The sequence below is a fragment of the Bradyrhizobium macuxiense genome, assembly GCF_007993935.1.
Lineage (GTDB): Bacteria > Pseudomonadota > Alphaproteobacteria > Rhizobiales > Xanthobacteraceae > Bradyrhizobium > Bradyrhizobium macuxiense_A.
This window is the reverse complement of the sequence record NZ_VITY01000008.1, coordinates 378,500-398,997: the sequence shown is the minus strand read 5'-3', so window position 1 is coordinate 398,997 and position 20,498 is coordinate 378,500. Positions and strand designations below refer to the sequence as shown.

At 63.8% G+C, this 20,498-nt stretch carries 14 protein-coding genes; 10 read left to right on the top strand and 4 right to left on the bottom strand.

Features of this window, described 5'->3' with window-relative positions:
- The first annotated feature begins 28 nt into the window (after positions 1 to 28).
- Positions 29 to 298, top strand: coding sequence for a hypothetical protein (locus tag FBZ93_RS22870; protein WP_146988656.1), 270 nt, complete (start codon positions 29 to 31; stop codon positions 296 to 298).
- Positions 299 to 488: 190 nt separating this feature from the next.
- Here FBZ93_RS22870 and FBZ93_RS22865 read toward each other — a convergent pair whose 3' ends face one another.
- Both FBZ93_RS22865 and FBZ93_RS22860 read right to left on the bottom strand, forming a co-directional pair.
- Positions 489 to 5,312, bottom strand: coding sequence for an NAD-glutamate dehydrogenase (locus FBZ93_RS22865; RefSeq protein ID WP_246667604.1), 4,824 nt, complete (start codon positions 5,310 to 5,312; stop codon positions 489 to 491).
- A gap of 341 nt (positions 5,313 to 5,653) precedes the next feature.
- Positions 5,654 to 7,684, bottom strand: coding sequence for a YgiQ family radical SAM protein (locus FBZ93_RS22860; protein ID WP_246667609.1), 2,031 nt, complete (start codon positions 7,682 to 7,684; stop codon positions 5,654 to 5,656).
- A gap of 552 nt (positions 7,685 to 8,236) precedes the next feature.
- Here FBZ93_RS22860 and FBZ93_RS22855 point away from each other — a divergent pair.
- The 3 genes from FBZ93_RS22855 (at position 8,237) to FBZ93_RS22845 (ending at position 11,950) form a co-directional block, all read left to right on the top strand.
- Entirely contained in the window at positions 8,237 to 9,973 is a 1,737-nt protein-coding gene (locus FBZ93_RS22855; protein WP_146988653.1) for a YadA-like family protein, read from the top strand.
- A 14-nt stretch (positions 9,974 to 9,987) separates the two neighbouring features.
- Entirely contained in the window at positions 9,988 to 10,584 is a 597-nt protein-coding gene (locus FBZ93_RS22850) for a hypothetical protein (RefSeq protein WP_146988651.1), read from the top strand.
- A 232-nt stretch (positions 10,585 to 10,816) separates the two neighbouring features.
- Entirely contained in the window at positions 10,817 to 11,950 is a 1,134-nt protein-coding gene (locus FBZ93_RS22845; protein WP_167529172.1) for a helix-turn-helix transcriptional regulator, read from the top strand.
- Between the two features lie 145 nt (positions 11,951 to 12,095).
- On the opposite strand, the gene FBZ93_RS22840 is transcribed toward FBZ93_RS22845, so the two are convergent.
- Positions 12,096 to 13,118, bottom strand: coding sequence for a glutathione S-transferase family protein (locus FBZ93_RS22840; RefSeq protein ID WP_146988649.1), 1,023 nt, complete (start codon positions 13,116 to 13,118; stop codon positions 12,096 to 12,098).
- 39 nt (positions 13,119 to 13,157) lie between these two features.
- Positions 13,158 to 13,934, bottom strand: a complete 777-nt coding sequence (locus tag FBZ93_RS22835) for an SDR family oxidoreductase (protein WP_146988647.1) — start codon at positions 13,932 to 13,934, stop codon at positions 13,158 to 13,160.
- A 126-nt stretch (positions 13,935 to 14,060) separates the two neighbouring features.
- Between FBZ93_RS22835 and FBZ93_RS22830 the strand changes: the two genes are divergently transcribed.
- From FBZ93_RS22830 to FBZ93_RS22805, 6 genes are all read left to right on the top strand, one after another.
- Complete coding sequence (locus tag FBZ93_RS22830; protein WP_146988646.1) at positions 14,061 to 14,963, top strand: LysR family transcriptional regulator; 903 nt, start codon at positions 14,061 to 14,063, stop codon at positions 14,961 to 14,963.
- Positions 14,964 to 15,064: 101 nt separating this feature from the next.
- Positions 15,065 to 16,774, top strand: coding sequence for an Hsp70 family protein (locus FBZ93_RS22825; RefSeq protein WP_146988644.1), 1,710 nt, complete (start codon positions 15,065 to 15,067; stop codon positions 16,772 to 16,774).
- Positions 16,771 to 18,510 carry an SEL1-like repeat protein gene (locus tag FBZ93_RS22820; protein ID WP_146988642.1) on the top strand — a complete coding sequence of 580 codons (1,740 nt, stop codon included), beginning with the start codon at positions 16,771 to 16,773 and terminating at the stop codon, positions 18,508 to 18,510. The genes FBZ93_RS22825 and FBZ93_RS22820 overlap by 4 nt, the downstream gene beginning before the upstream one ends.
- A 259-nt stretch (positions 18,511 to 18,769) precedes the next feature.
- Positions 18,770 to 19,570, top strand: coding sequence for a sterol desaturase family protein (locus tag FBZ93_RS22815; RefSeq protein ID WP_146988640.1), 801 nt, complete (start codon positions 18,770 to 18,772; stop codon positions 19,568 to 19,570).
- Positions 19,557 to 19,841 carry a DUF5658 family protein gene (locus FBZ93_RS22810; protein WP_246667603.1) on the top strand — a complete coding sequence of 95 codons (285 nt, stop codon included), beginning with the start codon at positions 19,557 to 19,559 and terminating at the stop codon, positions 19,839 to 19,841. Before FBZ93_RS22815 ends, FBZ93_RS22810 begins: the two co-directional genes overlap by 14 nt.
- 270 nt (positions 19,842 to 20,111) lie before the next feature.
- Positions 20,112 to 20,489 carry a hypothetical protein gene (locus FBZ93_RS22805; RefSeq protein ID WP_146988638.1) on the top strand — a complete coding sequence of 126 codons (378 nt, stop codon included), beginning with the start codon at positions 20,112 to 20,114 and terminating at the stop codon, positions 20,487 to 20,489.
- Positions 20,490 to 20,498 lie beyond the last annotated feature (9 nt).

Here is a 20,498-nt window from a genome sequence, read left to right as displayed (position 1 = left end):
TTCTCAAGTCCGATTGAGGAGCCTTCACGTGACCAAGATTTCCCTCTCCATCATCGCCGCCGCCACCCTTGCGTTCGCGAGTGCAACGGCCGCGTCCGCCGCAGAGCTTCCGACTTACGAAGCCGCGGGCCTGCCGATCTCGCCGGTGCAGGCTGGCGCGCTTGGCGCCGCCAACGTCCACGAGCAGGCGCCGGTCGCCGCGACGTCGGCGTCGCCGCATCAGCTCAGCGTTCTGACACCGCGAAACAAGATCACGACCGCGCGGGCTTCCGCCCGGACCGACCACTCGCTGCACTGACTGGCATAGCCGGTCCTTCCACGAGACCCGCGACGACGCCGCGGGTCTCGTCGTCCCACCGGATCGCGGTGGTCTGGAAGAAAACGTGCCGCTTGTTTGCGGGCCGCCGCGTCCGGTCAACCCATCAGGACCGGACGAAGTTCTGGAGCTGAGAGCGCAAATGTCTCACGTGATCGTTGACGAAGCACTCTCAGGCCTTGACCAGGTCCCCCAGTAGGTTCGCCGCCACCGCAAGCTTGGCGAGCGTCAAGCCGCTGGCCGCAATTTCCTCGACCGAGCGGCGAATCCGCGTCGCTTCGGGATGCGCGGCGAGCCAGGTCTCGACGGCCTCCTGGCCCGACTGGCCGGTCGTCAGCATATCCGCGGTCAGCCTTCTTTCAGCGGCCGCGATCTGGTCGATCGCGCGGTCGATGGCGAGACGTTCGAAATAATCGTTTGCCGGCACGCTGCGTGCGGCAGCGATGATGAGGTCGAGTCGGAACTTGGCTTCCGCGGCAAAGAAGGTCGCAGCCGCATCGCCGATGGCGCGCGTGGTGCGCTCCGCAACCGTCACGATATCCGGGGCCGAGACCAGAGCATCGAGATCAGCGAATTCGCCGGCTATGCCGGCCGGGACGCCGGCATCGGTCAGGTCCTGCCGTCGCTTGCTGCGCGCGGCTTGCAAGTCCGGCGGAAGGGTATTGTCGAGCCCTGCAACAATCTCGCGGATCGCCGGGCCGAAGCGCGCGATGACCGCCTCCAGGCCGTCCTTGAAATCAACGTTGCGCACGTACCAGACCATACGGGAAAGCAAGAGATCCTGGATCGAAGCGTAAAGGGAAAGCTGCAACTGTCCGTCGATACAGGTGTCGAGTGCGTCGATCGCATCATTGAGCCACTTCAGTCCGTAGGATTCATCCACCGCCACGTAGGCCATGACGATGGTTGCGACATCGGCATCGGTCTCGTCGGTCAGGCGCACAACGCCGGCCGGGCCACCGCGGTTGATCACGGCATTGACGAGACTGGTCGCGATGATCTCCCGTCGCAGCCGATGGGACTCGACCGCCGCCGGGAATCTGTCTTGAACCTCGCGCGGGAAATACTGCGATAGTTCGCGAGCAAGATAGGGGTCGTCGGGCACGTGGGTGCCGAGCAGGTCATCGTAGAGCGTCAGCTTGGCGTAGGCGAGCAACACGGCAAGTTCAGGCCGTGTCAGGGACTGACCGCGCCTTGTGCGTTCGGTGAGCGCCGCGTCATCAGGCAGGAATTCCACGGCGCGGCTGAGCAGTCTCCGCTGCTCCAGCGACTGCATCAGGCGGGTGAGGAAGCCGGTCTCGGCCATGCCCTTGCGCTCGCAAAGCGATAGCGAGAGCGTCTGCAGGTAGTTGTTGCGCAGCACCAGCGTGCCGACCTCGTCGGTCATGACGGCGAGCAGGCTGTTGCGGTCGGTAAGGCTGAGGTGTCCCTCGCGCTCGGGACGCGCCAGCGCGATCTTGATGTTGACCTCGACGTCGGAGGTGTTCACGCCGGCCGAATTGTCGATCGCGTCGGTGTTGAGCTTGACGCCCTTCTGCGCCGCTTCGATGCGGCCGCGCTGGGTGACGCCGAGATTGGCGCCTTCGCCGATCACGCGTGCGCGCACGTCGCCGCCGGTGATGCGGATCGGATCGTTGGCGCGGTCGCCGACCTGATCGTCGCTTTCTCCCGAGGCGCGGACATAGGTGCCGATGCCGCCGAACCACAGGAGGTCGGCGCGCGATTTCAGGATCGCTGTCATCACCTCCGAGGGCGTGGCTTGCGGCTTGTCGAGATCGAGCAGGGTGCGCACTTCCGGTGCGAGCGGGATCGCCTTGAGCAGCCGCGAGAATACGCCGCCGCCTTGCGAGATCAGTGACTTGTTGTAGTCCTGCCAACTCGATCGCGGCAGGTCGAACAGGCGCTTGCGCTCGGCAAAACTGATCGCCTGATCCGGCGACGGATCGATGAAGATGTCGCGATGATCGAAGGCAGCCACGAGGTTCGTCGCCGGCGACAGCAGCATGCCGTTGCCGAAGACGTCTCCTGACATGTCGCCGACGCCGACCGCGGTGAACGGCATGGTCTGAATGTCGGTGCCGAGTTCGCGGAAGTGGCGCTTGACCGCCTCCCAGGCGCCGCGCGCCGTGATCCCCATCTTCTTGTGGTCGTAGCCCTGGCTGCCGCCGGAGGCGAAAGCGTCGCCGAGCCAGTGGTTCTTCTCGGCGGAGATCGAGTTGGCAACGTCGGAGAAGGTGGCCGTGCCCTTGTCGGCGGCGACGACGAGGTAGGGGTCATCGCCGTCATGGCGCACGGTCGAGTCGGGCTGCACGACGGTGTCGCCGTCGAGATTGTCGGTAAGCTCGAGCAGCGAACGCACGAAAATGCGATAGGCTTCGGTGCCTTCCGCGAGCCAGGCGTCGCGATTCGAAGGCGGCGGCAGGCGTTTGGGCACGAAGCCGCCCTTGGCGCCGACCGGCACGATCACGGCATTCTTGACCTGCTGCGCTTTCACGAGGCCGAGGATCTCGGTACGGAAATCCTGCGGCCGGTCGGACCAGCGCAAGCCACCGCGCGCAACCTTTCCGAACCGCAGGTGAATGCCTTCGACACGGGGTGAGTAGACGAAGATTTCGTAGAGAGGTCGCGGAGCGGGCAGGTCGTCGATCCGGTGCGCGTCGAACTTGAAGGAGATCACCGGACGCGGATGTCCGTCCTCGCCGATCTGCCACAGATTGGTGCGGATGGTGGCCTGCACCAGATTGGTGAAGCGGCGCAGGATGCGGTCCTCATCGAGCGAGGCGACGGATTGAAGCTGCTCCTCGATTTCGGCGAGCAGCGCCGTCTCGCGTGCCGAACGCTCGGCATCGGTGCAGGCGAGGCGTGGATCGAGGCGGGTCTGGAACAGCGTGACAAGGCTGGCGGTGATCGCGGGGTTCTTGCGCAGGGTCTCCCACATATAGTCTTGGGTGAACGGCGCGCGAATCTGGTGCAGGTAGCGGGACAGGGCGCGGATGGTCGAAACTTCCCGCCAGCCCAGGGCCGTTCGCAGGATCAGGGCGTTATAGCCATCGGATTCGGCGCGATCGCCGACCACGGCCATGATCGAGGCTTCCAGGCGGCGGTTGAATTCCGGGCCGATCCCGATCGGCTGGCCGTCGCTGGTCTCGATCGTCATGTCGTGCAGCCAGACCGGCGGCGGCGCCGGCATGGCATGCGGCGCGATCTGATAGGTGCGTTCGTTGACCACGCGCAAGCCGTGATTCTCGATCACCGGCACGCGATAGGACAGCGACAGCGGGGCGCCGTGCGAGAACACCTTCAAGCCGAAATGCGTCGGATCGTCCTCACCCCCGGTGCGGTGAACCGTGATCGCCACGGGGCGTGCGGGCGTGAGCTTTTCGATCGTGGCGATATCGGCGATCGCCTGGTCGGCGCCGAACACCTCGGTGTAGCCGCCGCTAAAGGCCCGGGCGTAACGGCTGGCGAGCATGCGCGCGCGCATGCCGTCGGTCGACGCCGTGAGCGCGGCCTTCAGCTTGTCGGCCCAGGTCGCGGCGATGGCGGCGATTCCGGCTTCGAGCGTGCCACGCTCGATGACGGGCGTTTTGGCTTCATAGCGCCCGATGATGTAGTGGACGCGCGCAAGCGCCCCTTCGGGGAAGGACACGTAGGAGGCCGACAACGTCCCCTTGTAGACCTGCGCCAGGAAGGCACCGACGCGCGTGCGCACGTCGGTGTCGTATTTGTCGCGCGGAATGAAGGCGAGGATGGAGACGAAGCGATCGAACTTGTCGATCCGTGCCAGCGCCCGGACGCGGGGACGCTCATAAAGGATCAGGATCTCCATGACGAAATTGTACAGGGTGTCGACGTCGATCTGGAACAGTTCGTCACGCGGATAGTCTTCAAGAATGTGCGTCAGCGCTTTGCCCGAATGACTGTTCGGGTCGAAGCCGGCGCGCTGCAGCACCTGTGAAACCTTGTGGCGGACATAGGGGATCTGTCGCGCAGAGCGGGTGTAGGCGCCCGAGGTGAACAGGCCGACGAGGCGCAATTCGCCCTCGAGCCGGCCGTCGGGCGTATAGAGCTTGATGCCGACATAATCCATCCGGATACGGCGATGCACGCGGCTACTGACATTGGCCTTGATCACGATCAGCAGAGTCGGCTCGCGCATGAACTCGCGGATTTCCGACGTCATCACCACCATTTCGTTTCCGCGGCGCAGGACCTTCACGTCGGGATCGCGCAGGATGCCGAGACCATCGCCGGTCGTGATGTCGTCCGACACATCGTTGTCGGGCGAGAAGCGATATTCGCGCACGCCGAGAAAGGTGAAATTGTCCGCGCACAGCCATTGCAGGAACTGGTTGGCCTCGGCGACCTCGTCGATCGGCAACGGCGGCGGATTGGAGGAGAACGTCTTGATTGCTTCCTCCACGCGCTCGCGCATGGCTCGCCAGTCAGCGACGCAAGCGCGCACCTCGCTCAATGTCCTGGTGAGGCCGTCGATCAGCTTTTGGCGGTCGGCGTCGGCGTCAAGGCGCGCGATGTGAAAATGAATCAGGCTCTCGCGTGCACCCTTTGCGCCTTCCGGCAGTGCTTCGCCATGGAAGCGCAGCAGCTTGCCCTGGTGATCGCGCTCCACCGCGATGATCGGATGCGCAACCAGGGTGACCTCGATGCCTTGCTCGGCAAGCTCGGCCATGGTGGAATCGAACAGGAAGGGCATGTTGTCGTTGAGAATCTCGAGCACCGAAATCTCGCGCCCGTCCGGCATCGCCGGATTGACAACGCGGATATCTGCGCTGCCCGCTGTGCGGCTCTGCACATGCTCCCAGGTCTGCTCGGCTAGAAGGGCAAGCGATGAGGCGTCGTGGTTGGCGAGGTCCTCGATGTTGGTGTGGCCGAACAGAAGTTCGGCAAAGGTCCGGGGTGTCTTGCCCGGCTGCACGATCCCCGCGGCATCACGAATCAGGGTTGCGCGGGCCTTGTCGTCACGCCACGCTTCCATAACGTCCTCCCTTTCTCGCAACATCCAACCGCAGTCGCGATCATCAGGTCGATCCTGGAGCGCACTTCTTCGAGCGCCATTATCCAGGTTGCGCGAAATCTCTGTCCCGCAGCTTTGACATTATCACCCCGGAGCGGCCAAGGCGCGCGGAGCCGTGGGGCGCGAACCGAAATACCCTACATTAGAGCGTCCGGGCCAAAGCCGGCGACGACGGGCTGGCGGATTCGCAGGAATCTCGCGCAATTTCAATTGCATAGAGGTTCGTTATGGTGTTCTGCACGGCGCGCCATTTCGGCGCCAACCTGAAAAAGCGCAGCCAAGTTTCCAAGCCCGGCCGGGCGTTACTTGCCCATCCGCAGGCCCTTGGTGGTGAAGCGCTGCGTCCGGCCGCCCTCGCGCAGCGGTCGCCGCGTGCCGGCGGCCTTGCCGGTGCCGGGCGGTTGGTGTGCGGGCACCAGCTGGTCGGGACGCGAGCCGATCAGATCGGCGCGGCCCATCTGCTTCAGCGCCTCGCGCAGCAGCGGCCAGTTGTCCGGATCGTGATAGCGCAGGAACGCCTTGTGCAGCCGGCGTTGCCGGAGGCCCTTGATCGCCTCGACCTTGTCGCTCGCCCCGCGGCGCACGCCGCGCAGCGGATTGACGCCGGTGTGGTACATCGCGGTTGCGGTCGCCATCGGCGAGGGCAGGAACGTCTGCACCTGATCGGCGCGGTAGCGGTTCTTCTTGAGCCAGAGCGCGAGGTTCATCATGTCCTCGTCGGTCGTGCCCGGATGCGCGGCGATGAAGTACGGGATCAGGTAATATTTCTTGCCGGCCTGCTCGGCCGCGGCATCGAACATTTTCTTGAAGCGATTATAGGCGCCGATGCCCGGCTTCATCATCTTGTCGAGCGGACCGCGCTCGGTGTGTTCGGGCGCGATCTTCAGGTACCCGCCGACGTGATGGGTGACGAGCTCCTTGATGTATTCGGGGCTCTCGACCGCGAGGTCGTAGCGCACGCCGGACGCCACCATCACCCGCTTGACGCCCTTCACCTCGCGCACCTTGCGATAGAGCCGGATCAGGTCGTCATGCGAGGTGTTGAGGTTCGGGCAGATCTCGGGGAAGACGCAGGACGGCCGCCGGCATGCGGCCTCGATCTTCGGATTCTTGCACGCCATCCGGTACATGTTGGCGGTCGGCCCGCCAATGTCGGAGATCACTCCGGTGAAGCCCGGCGTCTTGTCGCGGATGCGCTCGATCTCGCGCAGGATCGAGCCCTCCGAGCGGTTCTGGATGATGCGGCCCTCGTGCTCGGTGATCGAGCAGAACGTGCAACCGCCGAAGCAGCCGCGCATGATCGTCACCGAGAAGCGGATCATCTCCCACGCCGGAATCTTGGCGTCCTTGTAGGAGGGATGCGGCGCCCGCGCGTAGGGCAAGTCGTAGACGGAGTCCATCTCGGCCGTCGACAGCGGGATCGGCGGCGGATTCAGCCACAAATCGCGGTCGCCGTGACGCTGCACGAGCGGCCGCGCGTTGCCGGGATTGCTCTCCCGATGCAGCACGCGCGAGGCGCGGGCATAGGCGTCGCGGTCCTGCTCGACCTGCTCGCAGGCCGGCAGGCGGATCACGACATTGCCCGCCTGGCGCGCTGCGCCCTCGTCGGCGGAATCGAGATCGTCGGCGTGCAGTTCGGCATAGTCCTCGGGCACGCGGCGGAACAGCGCAACGCCCCTGATCGAGTCGAGATCGCGCGGCGCCTCACCATTGGCGAGCCGGTGCGCCACCTCGACGACGGCGCGTTCGGCGTTGCCGTAGAGCAGAAGGTCGGCCTTGGCGTCCGCCAGCACAGAACGGCGCACCTTGTCGGACCAATAGTCGTAATGAGCGATGCGGCGCAGCGACGCCTCGATGCCGCCGAGCACGATCGGCACGTCCTTGAACGCTTCGCGGCAGCGCTGGGCATAGACGACGGTGCAGCGGTCCGGCCGGCGGCCGCCTTCGCCGTCCGGCGTGTAGGCGTCGTCGTGGCGCAGCCGGCGGTCCGCCGTATAGCGGTTGACCATCGAATCCATGTTGCCGCCGGTGACGCCGAAGAACACGCGCGGTTTTCCCAGCGCCTTGAACGGCTCGGCCGATTGCCAGTCGGGCTGCGCGATGATGCCGACCCTGAAGCCCTGGGCCTCCAGCAACCTGCCGATGATCGCCATGCCGAAGCTTGGATGGTCGACGTAGGCATCGCCCGTCACCAGCACGACATCGCATTGGTCCCAGCCGAGCGCAGCCATCTCGGCGCGGTTCATCGGCAGGAACGGCGCCGGCTTGTCGGGGCGCGCCCGGTGGCGCGGCCACGACGTCAGGGACATTTCGGCGTTGGCAAGGGTGCTCATAGCGGCCACGCATAAGACTCCGGCGTCGCGAATTCAACCAATCAGCATGCCCGCCCGGCCCGATCGCGTATTGCCTTGGCCGAAGAGTTCCGGATCGGGCGTAAGGGGATCGGAATGGCGGTTGGAAAATCTTGCTGATATATCAACGGCATAAGAGATTAACGTCGCGCCATTATTCTGCATCATTCCGGCCGGCGCCGCACCGGGCTCGGGCTTGATCGAGAAGTGACCTTGGTGCGCTCCCGTTGGGATTTCAGATCGGCGGTGCGGTCCCGCTGTCATCCGGCTCAACGTTGCCGTCTTCAATCGAACGGTAGCGTGCGCTTCACGCGCCCCTCGGCGTGATGGCGAGGCCGATTGCGCGCGCAGAAACATCGCGACGCGGCCTGAAGCAATTCGGCAACACTTGGCCGGGAAAATCCCGGCACCCGACGTCGTCCAAGACGAGTTCAATCGAACGGTTGATGTCGGGCCCGCCGTCTTGGCCCACAGTCGCAGCCGCTGCGTCCGGACCCATCAGGACCGGCCGGAGTTCTGGAGCTGAGAGCGCAAATGCCTCGTGCAATTACTGAATCGATATTTCCTCTGATCAAATCCTCGGCTCGAACCACGCTTGGTCGTTGTGTCACCTTCGCCGGCATCATCCTGGCGCTGAGTATGTCTGGGCTGGGGGTCTCTCCGGCGGCGGCACAGAATTGCTACTCGTCCGGAACTGCATTCGTAGGCAATTGCGACGCCTCAGCGGGCCCGGCGGAAGCGACCGCCATCGGCAATTCCGCCGGTGCGTCCGGATTCAGCGCCACGGCCATTGGCGACAATGCGGGCGCAAATAACAATGCGACGGCGGTCGGCGCTGGTGCGTACGCGAGTGACTCCGACACATCATTGGGCAAAAGTGCTGGCGCCTTTTCTATCGGTGCTGGAACGGGCGTGACGAGCGTCGGCGCATACGCCAATCGAGGGGCAAGCGATTTCAATCATTGGAGTACGGCCATTGGTGCCGGTCTAAATGGTACTGCCGCGACATCGTCGGGCGCCTACAGTGTTGCGATCGGTGGCGGCGACGGCGTATCCGGCCTGACGGGGGCAAGTTCGAGCGGTGCAAGATCGGTTGCGGTTGGTGTGAGCAGCTTCGCAGCGGGGCCGTCCTCGACGGCCATCGGAAGCTTCGCCAGCGCCAGCGCCGCAAATGCCGTCGCGCTGGGCAATACGGTGACGGCGACCGGCAGTAATGCCTTCGCTGCCGGCAACAACTCCCACGCCACCGGGGCGAGCGCCGTCGCGATCGGCGATGGCGCGACCGCCGGTACCGGCGCGAATGCCATTGCCATCGGCACCGGCGCGGTCGCGACCGGATCGATTGCGATCGGCGCAAGCTCGGCGGCAGCGCTCGGCAACACCGCCATCGGCGATGGGGCAAAGGCAAGTGCCGCCGCGGGCAGCTCTGCCTTCGGCAACGGCGCGGTGGCCTCCGATCTCAATACGACGGCGACCGGCGCCGGAAGCAAGGCAACGGCTGCCGCGGCGACGGCCTACGGCCAGGGCAGCACAGCATCCGCAGTCAGCGCGACTGCGCTCGGTGCCGGCGCCAGCGCGACCGCCGTTGGCGGCTCCGCCTTCGGTAACGGTGCAGTGGCCTCGGATCTCAACGCGACGGCGACCGGCGCCGGCAGCAAGGCAACGGCTGCGGCCGCGACGGCCTACGGTCAGGGCAGCACGGCATCCGCGGCCAGCGCGACTGCGCTCGGTGCAGGCGCCACCGCGAGCTTTTCGAACTCCACCGCGGTCGGGGCCGGCGCAACGGCGACGGCCGCCAATCAGGTCGCGATCGGGACCGCGAGCAATACCTATCGCATGGCCGGCATCGCCTCCGCGGCCAGCCTTGCGGCGCAGAGCGGGCCGGTGTCCTTCGTCACGTCGGACGCCACCGGAAATCTGGCGACATCAAGCTTTAACCCGGCGAGCGTCACCTCCCTGCAGTCGCAGTTCACCTCTCTGCAGTCACAGGTCACCTCGCTGCAATCGCAGGTGATGGACAACCGCTTCGAGGCACGCAGCGGCACCGCGGTTGCTCTCGCCGCCGGCTCGATGCCGGCGCTGCAGCCGGGCCGCAAATTCGCGCTGTCCGCCGGTTACGGCAATTTCGAGGGCGCCAACGCATTTGCAGTCGGTGCAACCGCGCTGCTCTATGACAGCAAGCATTATGCGATCATCGCCAATGCCGGCGGTGGGATCGGGCTCGAACGCAACGTGGCGGGCGGGCGCGGAGCGGTGTCCATCCAGTGGTAGGCTGCACCTTAGCCATGACGCTGCGTTGGGTGAGTGCCGGTCTTTTGATCCTGATACTGGGCGGGGTGGCGACGTTCGCGCAGCAATCATCGCCGCCGCCGCACCCATCCTCGTCACCGCCGTCGGCGCAGCAACCGGCGGCCAAGCCCGCCAACATCGACCGCAATGGCGTGCTGATGCTGATCCGTTCGACGCTGCTCGCGCTCGATCAGGCCAACAAGACCGGAAACTACACCGTGCTGCGCGATCTCGGCGCGCCTGGCTTCCAGGCGAACACAGCGGCGAGGCTCGCGGAGATCTTCGCCAAACAGCGCGGCGATAAGCTCGATCTCTCCGGCGTCGCCGTGATCGATCCGCAATTGTCGCTGCTGCCGCAGATCGAGCCGAACGGGTTGCTGCACATGGCCGGATTTTTCCCATCGGTGCCCGCGCAGGTGAATTTTGAGCTGCTGTTCGCGCCGGTCGATGGCCAATGGCGCGTGTTCGGCGTGTCGCTGTCGGTCGGCCAGTCCGCGCCGGTCGCCCCCGCCCCGCCTGAGGCGACACCGGGCAAGGCCGTGGTCTCGCAGAAGCAGGCAGCGCCGCCGAAGCCCGGTGTGCCGGCGAAATAGCCGAACAAATCTTCGATGCGACGATTGGTGAGCAACGTTGGGTGCCGCTGGCTCAAGGATAGGCACGGCGGCCCCGCGCAGCGGTCCGATCGGCCATCGCATGCCGCGCCCTCGTGCAACGGCCTCCCAACATTCGTGCACGCGGAGTTTTGCCGTCGTCATGGAACGTATGGTAGAACTCCACCGAGGCGCCAATGCCCCATATCTTGTTTGCGATGATGAAGAGTTGGTCGTGACGTCTGAAGCTGCGCTGCTCTCAGAGCTGATCGGCCTCGTCTATGATGCTGCGCTCGATCCCGCCCTTTGGCCGCGGGCCCTTGAGCAAGCCTGCGTGTTCGTCGGCGGCTCCTCCGGGAATCTGTTCTGGCACGATGCGGCGACCGAACAGTCCGCGGTGCTGCATCTGTTCAATATCGAGCCGCACTACACCAAGCTCTATTACGAGAAGTATCTTCCGCTGAATCCAATCTTTCCAGCGGCCACCTTCTATGACGCCGGTCACGTCTACGGATCCACCGATCTCGTTCCGTTCGAGGAAATGGTCGAGACGGTGTTCTATGACGGTTGGATGAGGCCGCAGGGCATCATCGATTTTGTCGGCGCCAGCGTCGAGAAGAGCGCGACCAGTTCGTCCATCATTGCCGTGCTGATGAACGAGGAGGACGGCCCGGTCGATGCGGACAATCGCCGGCGCCTTGCGCTGATCTTGCCGCATCTTCAACGCGCGGTCTCGATCGGACGGCTGTTCGACCAGAGCAGGGCCGCACAGGCGGTCCTGACGCAGACGCTCGATCACGTCACGGCCGCCGTTTTCCTGGTCGGCCCGAGCGCCCGCCTGGTCTTCGCCAATGGACCCGGACGCGCCTTGCTTGACGAAGGTGCGCTGCTCGTCGAGAGGATGGGGGCATTGACGGCGGTCTCGCCGGAGGCGCAGCGCGCGCTGCGCGCAGCGCTTGCTGCAGCCGAGAACGGCAATGCCGCGGGCGGCAACCCTGGTCCGATTCCGCTGCTGACCTCGCTGCGCGGCGACTCCTTTGCCTACGTGTTGCCGCTGACCACGGGCGACCGGCAGCGGACCGGCGCGCTGCATTCGGCCGTCGCCGCCGTTTTCGTCCGTAAGACTTCGCCGGCAAATCCGCCGCCGCTGGAGGCGCTCGCCAAGCTCTACAAGCTCACGGCGAGTGAAGTCCGGATTGTCGATGCGGTCATGAAGGTCACTGGCGTACGGGCGCTGGCCGAGACGCTCGGGCTGACGCAGGCCACAGTCAAGACGCACCTTCATAATGTGTTTCGCAAGACCAACACCGCAGGTCAGACCGAACTCGTGAAGCTGATTGCCGGCTTCGCGCCGTCCGAGCAGGAATGAATTTCGGCTTCGGAGCCGCAGGTCTCCCGGATCGTCCATCCTCCAACGAAGTGGCGTCCGGTTCTGATGCTCGTCGCCGCCGCGATCTCTGGTGTTCAACCGGGTAGCTGCTTCGACGGAGCATCTGTGCTCGCGGATTCTCGATCTATCCCGCGTGCCGAAGCACATGAGCTCGCGGAAGACTTGCGGCCGCCGGCTGCGCGCGTCCGTGGGCTGCGGTGAAGTCAAGGACGGGACCGAGCGGAACGATCCCGGTTGGATTGATCGAGCGATGGCTTTCGTAATAGTGCCGCCGGATATGCTCGAAATTCACCGTCGCGGCGACGCCGGGCCACTGATAGATGTCGCGCGTATAGGCGAACAGATTTGGGTAATCGACCAGTCGCCGGATGTTGCACTTGAAGTGTCCGACATAGACCGCGTCGAAGCGGATCAGTGTCGTGAACAGGCGGATATCGGCCTCGGTCAGGCTGTCGCCCAGCAGGAAGCGCCGGCCGGCAAGCCGTTGCTCGAGCCAGTCCAGCGTGTCGAACAGCGGCACGACGGCTTCCTCATAGGCTTCCTGCGTGGTGGCGAAGCCCGCCTTGTAAACGCCGTTGTTGACGGTGTGGTAGACGCGCGCGTTGATCGCGTCGATCTCTTCGCGGAGCGTGGCCGGATAATAGTCGCCGGGTTCGGCGCCGCTTTCGTCGAAGGCCGAATTCAGCATCCGGATGATCTCGGACGATTCGTTGCTGACGATGCTGCCGGTGTGTTTGTCCCACAATACGGGAACGGTGACGCGACCGGTGTAGTATGGATCTGCCGCGGTATAGACCTGATGCAGGAACCGGGCGTGGTAGACGGTGTCCGGGACCACGCCCGGGCCATCGGCAAAGGTCCAGCCGTGCTCGAGCATCAGCCAGTGCACCACCGAGACCGAGATCTTGTCCTCGAGCCCCTTCAGCGCGCGCATGATCAGCGCGCGGTGGGCCCAGGGGCAGGCGAGGCTGACGTAGAGATGATAGCGGCCGGCCTGGGCCTTGTAGCCGCCGATTCCGGTCGGGCCGGCGCTGCCGTCGGCCGTGACCCAGTCGCGGAAGGAGCTGTCCTTGCGAATGAAGCGGCCGCCGCTTGGCTTCGTCGCATACCAGGCGTCTTGCCATTTACCGTCGACCAGCAATCCCATGTCAGCCTCCTTGAACGTTGCCGTGGTTGGTCGGCCGCCTCAGGTGCGGGTGATCGAGAGGCCGCCGTCGACCAGCAACGCGGTCCCGGTGACGAAGCTGGAATCTTCCGACGCCAGGTAAAGCACCGAGCGCGCGACTTCCTCGGGGCGTCCCACCCGCTTGAGCGCATGCAGGTTGGTGACGAAGGCCGCCTTGTCGGGGGTGTCATTCATCTCGCGATACATCTCGGTCTCGATCGCGCCGGGCAGCACCGCGTTGACCCTGACGTTCTGCGGGCCGAACTCGGCGGCGAGTGTCTGGGTCAAGCCGATCAGGCCGGACTTGCTTGCGGCATAGGCGGCAACGCCGGGGAATGAGGAGCTGTAGCCGACGAAGGTCGAGGTGAAGATCACCGACCCGCCGCCATGCTTGGTCATCTCGGCGATCTGGTGCTTGGCGCCCAGGAACGAGCCGGTGAGGTTGATCGCAACGGCATCGCTCCAACCGGCCTCGGAGACGCCGGTCGAGGCACCGCCCTCACCGAGCGTGCCGGCGTTGTTGAAGGCAATGTCCAATCGGCCGAATGCCTTGACCGCGAGTGCAACGAGAGCCTTGGCATAATCTTCCGACCGCACGTCGCCGGCGAGCGCGACGGCGGTCCCGCCGCTGGCCTTGATCTCGTCGACCAGGCTCGCCAGCTCGCTTTCCCGCCGTGCGCCGACCACCACCTTCGCGCCTTCGGCCGCGAACAGCTTCGCCGTGACCCGGCCGATGCCCGAGCTCGCGCCGGTCACGATTGCAACCTTGTTTGAAAGACGTCCCGTACCTTGTGCCATGTCCGTTCTCCGTTTCGGCCGCGCCCATCGCGGCGTAATGGGAACCTGATTAGACCCTCACATAACTGGAAAGAAGGCACAGAAAATGGTTATATTATTCAGCTTTTATGAATAACCGGAGATACCGTGGACCGTCTGCGCGCGTTCGAGATGTTTGCCACCGTGGTCGGCCAAGGCTCCTTCACCCGCGCCGCGGACAAGCTGGAGACCTCGCCGGCCAATGTGACCCGCTACGTCAATGAACTGGAGGAGATGCTCGGGGCGCGCCTGCTCAACCGGACCTCGCGGCGCCTGTCACTGACCGAAACCGGCAAGACGCTGTATGACCGCGCGCTCTCGATTCTGGAGGAGGTTGCCGAGGCGGAGGCGATCGCGTCCTCCGCCGCAATGCAGCCGCGCGGACGTCTGCGGATCAACGCACCACTGAGCTTCGGCATTCTTCATCTTGCGCCGCTGTGGCCGCGTTTCATGGCGCGCTATCCGGACATCGAACTCGACATCAGCCTGGTCGATCGGCTCGTCGACCTCGTCGACGAGGGCTTCGATCTGGCGGTGCGGATCTCGCGCGGGGGATCGCCGAGCTTGATCAGCCGCAAGCTCGCGGCGATTCATCACTTCGTCTGTGCGTCACCGGATTACGTCGCGCGACATGGCGCTCCGCAGACCCCGGATGACATCAGGAACCACGCCTGCATTGCCTACGCCTATTCCGCCTCGGCCGAGGAGTGGCGATTGCTCGACAGAGACGGCAAGCTTCACACGGTGCCGGTATCCAACATCTTCCATACCAACAACGGCGAAACGGCCTGCGCGGCAGCGGCGGCCGGATTCGGATTGATTCTGCAGCCGACGTTCCTGATCGGGGAGCTGCTGCGGCAGGGCCGGTTGGTCCGCCTGCTGCCGGACTATCACACACCCGAGATCGACGTGCTGGCCGTCTACCCGAGCCGCCGCCATGTCAGCGCAAAGGTGCGGGTGATGGTGGACTTCCTGGTCGAGGCATTCCGCGGCAAGCCGCCGTGGGATTGACGAGCGATCGCACGGGATAGTAGTTCCCCGGCGATGCTACCATAGATATGATGGTCCCGGTTTCACTGGCGCACATCACAGGTTCGACGAGGCATCGGCGAATGATCATTGGAATTGACCTTGGCACGACCAACAGTCTGGTTGGCGTGTGGAAGGCCGCTGCCGCAGAACTGATTCCCAATGCCCTTGGATCATTGCTGACGCCTTCGGCGGTCAGTGTGGATGACGACGGCGCCATCCTGGTCGGTCTGCCGGCACGAGAACGGCTGCTGTCCCATCCGCGCCAGTCCGCGGCCTCATTCAAGCGCTATATGGGCAGCAATCGCAGCTTTCAACTCGGCGCCAGGACGTTTCGCGCCGAAGAGCTGTCCGCGCTGGTCCTACAATCGCTGAAGGCTGATGCGGAAGCCTTTCTGGGGCAGCCGGTCAGCGAAGCGATCATTACGGTTCCTGCCTACTTCAATGACGCCCAGCGCAAGGCCACTAAGGCTGCAGGCGAAATGGCTGGTTTGAAGGTTGAACGTCTTTTGAACGAACCAACGGCTGCGGCTCTCGCCTATGGACTTCAGGAAGGAGTGGGCGACCGCAAGATTCTCGTGCTCGATCTCGGCGGCGGAACGTTCGACGTGTCCATCTTGGAAATGTTCGAAGGCGTCATGGAGGTGCGGGCATCGGCCGGCGATAATTTTCTCGGCGGCGAAGATTTCGTCGACGTGATCGTGGATCGCTTCATGGCCGAAGCCGGCGTCTCGGCAGGCATTCCACCGCGATCTGCGTCTAAAGAGCTACATGCCAATCTTCGTCGTCAGGCCGAAATTGCCAAGCGCGCGCTTACTGATCACGAGCAGCACGAGATCGAACTGGTCCACGGTGGCGTCGTCACGCGATGGTCGATCACGCGGAACGATTTCGAGACCGCCAGCGAGCCGCTGCTCAGGCGGCTCCGTGCACCGATCGAGCGAGCGATCCGGGACGCCGATCTGAATCCTGATCAGGTCACTGACCTCGTGCTGGTCGGTGGCGCAACCCGCATGCCGGTGGTGCGGCGGATGGCGGCCCGGCTGTTCCAGCGGCTGCCGATTGCGCAGATCAGTCCAGATGAGGTTGTGGCGCGTGGCGCGGCAGTTCAGGCCGGACTGAAGATGCGCGATGTGGCGCTCGACGATGTCGTAATGACGGACGTCGCCCCGTATTCACTGGGCATCAATACAAGGAGCCGCCTCGCAGACAATTCGTTTCTGGACGGCCTCTATCTGCCGATCATCGAGCGCAACACCGTGATTCCGGTCAGCCGCTCGAAGCAGGTCAGCACGGCGGCTGACGGCCAGCGCGAGGTCAGGTTTCGCATATTCCAGGGCGAAGCCCGGATGGTCGCCGACAACATCGAGATTGGACAACTCTCGGTGCCCGTCCCGCCGGGGCCGGCCGGCAAGGAACGCATCGATGTTCGCTTCACATACGATGTGAGTGGGCTTCTGGAAGTCGACTTGCTGGTTGTCAGCACTGGCCAAACTGTCCAGCTCGTTATCGAAGGCAATCCCGGCATCCTCAGCCAGCAGGAGATCGATGAGCGCTTAGCCGGCCTGAGGGGGCTCAAGATTCATCCGCGCGATCAGGCAGAGAATCAGGCTGTCATCGCCAGGGCCGAGCGACTCTATGAAGAGAGATTGGGTGACGAGCGCACCGCAATTGGCAAGCTGATTGATGATTTTCGCATTCTTCTCGAGCGCCAGCTCCCAAGCGAGATCGAAAACTATCGAACCCGGTTCAGCGAGTGGCTGGATCGCGTGGACACGACGGTCTTCTCGTGAGCATTGCGTCGATGTCTCCGTGGGACGCGCTGGGCATTGCGCCGACGAGAGACGTCGCCACGATACGCAAGGCCTACGCAGTGCGACTGAAGGAGACCCGGCCCGATGACGATCGAGCCGGGTTTCTGCGTCTGCGCGAAGCTTATGATGCGGCGCTTGCCTGGGCAGTGAGTTCGGATGCGAAGGTTCTGAAGCGAAGCGAACAGTTTGTATTTCGGGGCGACACGCCCAACCGGCAGGATCCGCCCCCGCGCGAGTGGGCGGATGAGACACGTGCCGATGTGGTTGAACCGTTACCGAGAGGTGCCGCCCAAGCAATCGCCAACGCATTTGCGTCTGGAGACATTGTTGTCGGCTCGTCCTTGTTTGCGAAAGCGCTGACTGAGGGGCAACTCGCACTGCGCGATGAATTGCAGTTGGCCGACTGGCTTGTCAAACTGCTGGCCTACGACGTCGCATTGCCCGCCGAGCAACTCCTGCAGATCGTCGACCGGACCGGGTTGCACGACCGGATCAATCAGCCGCGTAGCCGATTCCTATCGAACCACCGGAGCCCTCTGGCGAAGCTGGAAGAACGGCTCTGGTTGCCCATTCTGTTGAGGCGAGCGGAGGCCGGCGACGCCAGCGCTCAATTGAGCTTGGCCAGGCTTTATAAGGCCGGCGAACAAGTGCCAAGGGACTTAGCGCAGTCGGTGCGATGGTTGAAGGCCGCTGCTGAGCAGGGCTTGGCAAATGCTCAATACGATCTAGCAGTTTCCTATCGCAACGGTGTTGGCGCGGAGCTTGATGGCGCGGAGGCTCTGAAATGGATTCGGTTGGCTGTCGAGCAACAACACCCGGCGGCGACCTTCGATCTTGCTCTTCTCTATCGGACCGGCCGAGGCGTTGCACAAGATCACGTAGAGGCGCTGCGCTTGTACGAGATCGCAGCCAAATTGGGACATATGTACGCGCAGCGCCAGCTCGGAATGATCTACTGGAACGGCAAGTCGGCGCCGCGCGATGACCGCCTGGCTGTACATTGGCTGCGCGCGGCGGCCGACCAAGGCGATGCGGAGGGCCAGTTCCATCTCGGCCGTTGCTATCATCTAGGCCGCGGCGTCCCGCAAGATCACGCCGTCGCTGCATCCTGGTATCGCAAAGCCTTGGCCCAGGGGCATGTGCGGGCCGCGGCGTATCTTGGCAAACTGTGCGAAAACGGAACGGGTATACCGCAGGATCTTGCCGAGGCTCGTCGCCTTTACGAGATTGGTGCGGTCCAAGGCCTCGCTTTCGCCCAGGTGAACCTTGCCGCGCTGCTGACGACGAGCAAAGGAGGAGCCGTCGATCTTCCAACGGCGTTTCGCTGGTTCCTGGCAGGCGCGGAGCAGGGCGACATCGCCGGGATGAATGGCACCGGCATGTGTTACGTGTTCGGCCGTGGGGTCGAGCGGGACATCACGAAGGGTCTCAGCTGGTTGGCGGCGGCGGCCAACCGAGGGCAGCCAAATGCAATGCATACGCAAGCCGCGTTGCTCTTCGACGGCACGGTGACGCCGCGAAATCTGGAGCAGGCTTATATCTGGGCATCGCTTGCGCTTCGTACCTATAAAAGTTCAGATGACAAACTTCCTGTCCTTCGGGATTTGTACGAGAAGATTTGCACGATGCTTTCGGTCGATAATCGCACGCGGCTCGACACGGCTGTGGCGCATTGGAAGGCGGACACGCAATCCCCGGTGCCATCGTCGCGTTAACTCGGAGCGCGTCTGCTTTTGCGAAGCGGGGGGCAGAGGCTCGGACCCGTCGGCTCGCACCACCTTGGATCAAGGGGCGGCCACGAAAATGTGCCGCGCGGGCCAGTATCCGGCCAAAATCGGCTCGAAGACGAGGGAACGCCCGTAAAACCCCGCTTGCGTCCGTCGGGGCGTTGAGAAAAAATAAGCTTTTTCAGTCTATAGGCGGCAGAATGTTTTGTTCATTTTGTCCGGCCTTTGAACCGGCGGGTCGTTTCTCATGTCGAGTGAGATTTCAAACGCCGTCTTTTGCGCGGCGGTCCTTCTGGGGATCGTCTACGGCAGCCGTATCCTGGAGAAGACGTGGCCCATTGCGCCCGTTTCCAGCGACGAGTTTCGTGCTGATTGGCTGGCGGTCATCGTGAGCGTCGGGTTGGAGCACCTGTTCGCCCCGCTTGCTGCGATCAGCGCGGGCGCGATTGCAAGCTATGCCGGATTTGGCTGGATCAAGCTGCCGACCGAAGGTTACTGGTGGTACGTCTCGTTCGCGATCGTCGTGGTGGCGCTCGATCTCTACAAATACACATTCCACCGGCTCCAGCATGCGATCCCCTTTCTTTGGGCCATGCACTCGTTCCACCACAGTGCGAACGGCATTACGTTCATCACCGGCGGCCGGCATTTCTGGTTGGAAAGGGTGCTGTCCGACGCCTTTCTTCCGATCATGGCGATCCTGTTTCGGATCCCGCCGGACATGGCGATCGCTGCGGCATTCATCTTCTTCGTGCCCGATGCTTGCGCGCATCTCAACGTCCGCATCCCGCTCGGCCGTTTCGTGACGTGGATCAACAATCCGCAATGGCATCGGATCCATCATTCGGTCCAGATCGAGCACCGCGACAAGAACTTTGCCGCCTTCTTCCCGCTCCTGGACATTCTGTTCGGCACGGCGTGGGTGCCGAAGCCGGACGAGTATCCGGCAACAGGACTTGTGCCTCCTGAGCGGGCGGACATCATCAACAGCATAATCTGGCCGATCCGGCATCTTCGGCGTGGGGAGTCTAAGAATGAACTGGGTTAAGGGTCTCTTGCTGTTCGTCGCCTTGCTTCTCGGATACGCCGATCTCGAGTCGACGAATGTGATCCTGAATCTCGGGCTGGGCGAGTTGAACCCGTTCATGCACATGGCGCAGACATGGTTCGGCGTATGGTGGCTGGTCCCCAAGCTCGGTCTCACGTTCGTCCTGACGTGGCTGCTTTGGCGCAGCAACAATGTCTACAACATCGCTCTCGTCGTCGCCTTCTGCTCGACGCCGGTCTTGAACAACCTCGTCATCATCGCCGGAAACTGAACCGGACACGCATTTCGTCGCCGGAACCTGCGAAGCGCTCGTCCTGCCGAGCGCTTCTTGCTGCAGGCACGATGAAGCGGAACGGCGCGTCGCGCCGACCATCGGTTCGCTCAAGCAGCAGCTTCTCGACGGCGCGATCGATGTGCGGCGCGAGCGCTCCGGGCTGCGGGCGCGCAAACTTTCGTTTGAGCGCGCAGAACCTGCCCGTCCTGTCCGGCGACAAACTCTGAAATGACGTGTGATCGCGTAGCGCGATCGGGAGAATGAATGATGTCGGACAGGTTTGCTCTCGCCTGCATTGCCGCCGGCGCCCTGATGCTGGGGGCCCTGGATGCAACCGTGCACGCGCAAACGCCGTCGAGCTGCAAGGAGCCGCGGTCGGGCACCAGCCGCGTCCCGATACTGTCGCCGCCGCTCGCCAATGTGGTGACGGGCAAGGGACGGCTGCAATTCTACTCCGCGCCGAATCTTCACTGTCCGATCAGCGGGGTGTTCGTGATTCCAAATGACGAGCTCGTCGCCTATGCGCAGACCAGTGATGGCTGGTCGTCGGTGACGTACTTCCATCCAGGCACGAGCAACGACGTCTCGGGTTGGGTGAGGTCGGCGAGATTGAAGGCGACCGGGACCGTTGGTCCAAAGCAATAGCGTGCACGA